The organism is Pseudanabaena mucicola FACHB-723, from assembly GCF_014696385.1.
Taxonomy (GTDB): Bacteria; Cyanobacteriota; Cyanobacteriia; order Pseudanabaenales; family Pseudanabaenaceae; genus Pseudanabaena.
The window spans coordinates 1-2,591 of record NZ_JACJQB010000091.1 but is presented as its reverse complement, the minus strand read 5'-3'; the positions used below and the strand labels follow the sequence as shown (position 1 = coordinate 2,591).

General features: G+C 38.2%; 4 protein-coding genes. 3 read left to right on the top strand and 1 reads right to left on the bottom strand.

Going from position 1 to position 2,591, the window contains the following annotated elements; all coding sequences use genetic code 11:
* Positions 1 to 218: transposase (locus H6F41_RS18630; RefSeq protein WP_190404926.1), on the top strand; the 218-nt coding region annotated here is incomplete at its 5' end.
* On the opposite strand, the gene H6F41_RS18625 is transcribed toward H6F41_RS18630, so the two are convergent.
* Positions 215 to 538: a cadmium resistance transporter gene (locus tag H6F41_RS18625; protein WP_242023119.1), complete on the bottom strand. Its 324-nt coding sequence runs from the start codon at positions 536 to 538 to the stop codon at positions 215 to 217. The two genes, H6F41_RS18630 and H6F41_RS18625, sit on opposite strands and share 4 nt — an antisense overlap.
* Positions 539 to 910: 372 nt before the next feature.
* Here H6F41_RS18625 and H6F41_RS18620 point away from each other — a divergent pair, with 372 nt between their 5' ends.
* Both H6F41_RS18620 and H6F41_RS18615 read left to right on the top strand, forming a co-directional pair.
* Positions 911 to 1,660 carry a cadmium resistance transporter gene (locus H6F41_RS18620; RefSeq protein WP_190404953.1) on the top strand — a complete coding sequence of 250 codons (750 nt, stop codon included), beginning with the start codon at positions 911 to 913 and terminating at the stop codon, positions 1,658 to 1,660.
* Between the two features lie 72 nt (positions 1,661 to 1,732).
* Positions 1,733 to 2,293 (top strand): hypothetical protein, encoded by a 561-nt coding sequence (locus H6F41_RS18615; protein WP_190404952.1) that lies wholly within the window; start codon positions 1,733 to 1,735, stop codon positions 2,291 to 2,293.
* Positions 2,294 to 2,591: the final 298 nt, after the last annotated feature.

Sequence of the window (2,591 nt, the reverse complement as noted above, 5' to 3'; positions counted from 1 at the left end):
TGATTCAAGAGAAATTAGAGCAGTGGAAGAACCAGCAAGTTGAGATTTTCCAGTTACCCCCTTATAGTCCCCAGTTGAACTTGATTGAAATTTTGTGGCGTTTCATGAAGTATGAGTGGATTGAACTCAATGCATATGAATCTTGGGAAAGTTTAGTCTCTTATGTTGAAAAAGTTCTTCGAGACTTTGGTTCAACTTATGTAATTAATTTTGCTTAGCTACTTATCTGTTCAACTTCATGGGTGATATCTTCGCTGTTGTCACCATCTTTACTCATGAGTTGATGAATTCCAATCATAATCGGTATTATGCCGAGCAGCCCTAGCCACATATCAGAGACGATTAAACCACCAAAGAAGCCTATTAGACTGATACTGACAAGGGTCGTAAATCCGAGAAATTCGCCAACCACAACATGACGGGGGCGGAAAGTGCGACTAACTTTGCTGAAGAAAGAAGTTAAATAAATATTGTCATCAAAGGTAGTTGCTAATGCAACGGCAGCCCCTGTCGCAATTGTTCCTTCTAACCAGCTCATTTCTTCTTTCTCCTAACAATCTTTTGACAACTTTAAAATTTTTAATTCTGAATATTTTGTTTCAGCTATTTCTTAAGTTGATTTGATAATATCGGCTTTGATTGATAGAAACAAATATTGTTTCTTTTTAAAATGATAAGTAGAGATTATAGACTTTGTAAGAGTTAGTTGTGGTGCGATGCACCGCCGCTAACTTCTTGGAACATCACTTAATTTTATGGTTTTGAAAAGAAACAATATTTGATTTTATTGATTGTGATCGCTATATTTAGGTCATCTACAAATCAAATATTTTCACGGAGAAAATTCTACAGTTATTACGTAAGAATTCCGTTAATTAATAACCAATATGGTTAGCTAAAGAAAAAACTCATGAATGATCTATTTACCGCAATTCCTACTGCAATTACGGCTTTTACTGCCACCAATTTAGATGATGTTTTGATTTTGTTGCTATTCTTTTCCCAAGTGAATACTGCATTCCAAAAGAAACATATTGTCATTGGTCAATATCTCGGCTTCGGAGCGTTGGTATTAGCAAGTCTATCGGGATATTTTGGTGGTCTTTTAATGCCCCGTGATTGGATTGGAATGTTAGGTATCTTGCCAATTTCTATTGGGTTACATCAGTTATTTATCCCTGACACGGACGACTCTGAGCAAGAAGAGGAGGTCGTTGAGAATAGTGATTCTTGGTTATCTAATTTGCTCTCACCGCAGGTCTATAGCGTAGCGGCTGTGACCTTTGCCAATGGTGGCGACAATGTGGGGATTTATGTTCCTATGTTTGCAAGTGCTTCATGGGAAAGTTTATTAGTGATTTTGGGTGTGTTCTTTTCTATGGTCGGTGTTTGGTGCTATGCCGCTTATCGTATGATTCAATTCCCTGCGATCGCTGATTCATTAAGTCGTTATGGCAATTACCTTGTCCCCTTTGTGCTAATTGGTTTAGGTGTTTTGATCATGATTGACAGCCATACGCTAGAGAATCGAGGACTAGCTGTATTGAGCTTAGTTATTGGTGGTTTAGTAGTTCTCAATCTGGGACGGAATATTGCAGAACTTAATGCTAGTAATACTTTGGGAAATGGCTTAAGAGCTAAGGAAGTTCAATTGGATTAGATAAGTTTGACCAAGGTGCTTAAGCCCCTTGTGTATAGAGTTTTGGGATTATGTATTTCTAGGAGAAAATCAATGAAACTTTTAAAGAATCTAGTAATCACTTTGATGTTGGTATGGAGTTTAGCGATCGCACAGCCAGCTTGGGCTGATAAGCCACCTGTTACTAGCAATCCTGACTATATTGCGGTGACTGAAGAACTTGCCGCCGCCACTGATCCGCTTGAAATTGCCAAGCTCCAATTTGAGAAATACATTATTGAAACGGGTGAATCCTTTGCCGAATGCCGTAATTTAACGGCGAGTCCTCTAATTGTCTATGGTAAAAAGTCAAAGCTCGATACTTCCACCTTTGACAATGCTCTTTACACGCTTCCTGCTGGCAAAACTACCAATGAAGATTGGAACTGTCAAGGTATATATTTTAGCAACGGTTTAAATAATGATGGTGTACCTGTAGCCGCTAAGATTGTTACAGGCACTCAGTTAGTTGCTAAAACCAATCCTGAAACGGGAGCAGTAGAATTAAATATTCCCGTTGCTAAAGTCTTCAAAGCGGGTGAAGCAAATTGGAATATTCCTGAAAGTCCTGAAGTATTAGCAACTTTGCAAATTCTCCAAGCTCCTTTAGATTAAGGTTTCGCAATTTAAGATTTTTGATGGCGCGGCTTTGCCGCGTCATCAAAAGTTGGTTCTTAAGAAGAGAGATAACCCTTAGCGTTGTCTCTCTTTGATTAAATGACGGTTTCTAAACGGGATTTAATCCTTGAAAATCTAATGTATATAAGGATCTCAGACATTGGAATATAGGAGATTTTTTCTTGCTGTTCCTATATAGAACCCATTTGGTATCTTAGGAAGAGTAATGAAAGGGATCAAACATGGGATATAGCAGTAGCCTAAGCGATAAAGAGTGGGAGATTATTGAACCTCT

Coding starts and splice junctions, on each gene's coding strand:
- H6F41_RS18625 (WP_242023119.1), bottom strand. CDS start 538: ATGAGCTGGTTAGAAGGAACAATTGCGACAGGGGCTGCCGTTGCATTA.
- H6F41_RS18620 (WP_190404953.1), top strand. CDS start 911: ATGAATGATCTATTTACCGCAATTCCTACTGCAATTACGGCTTTTACT.
- H6F41_RS18615 (WP_190404952.1), top strand. CDS start 1,733: ATGAAACTTTTAAAGAATCTAGTAATCACTTTGATGTTGGTATGGAGT.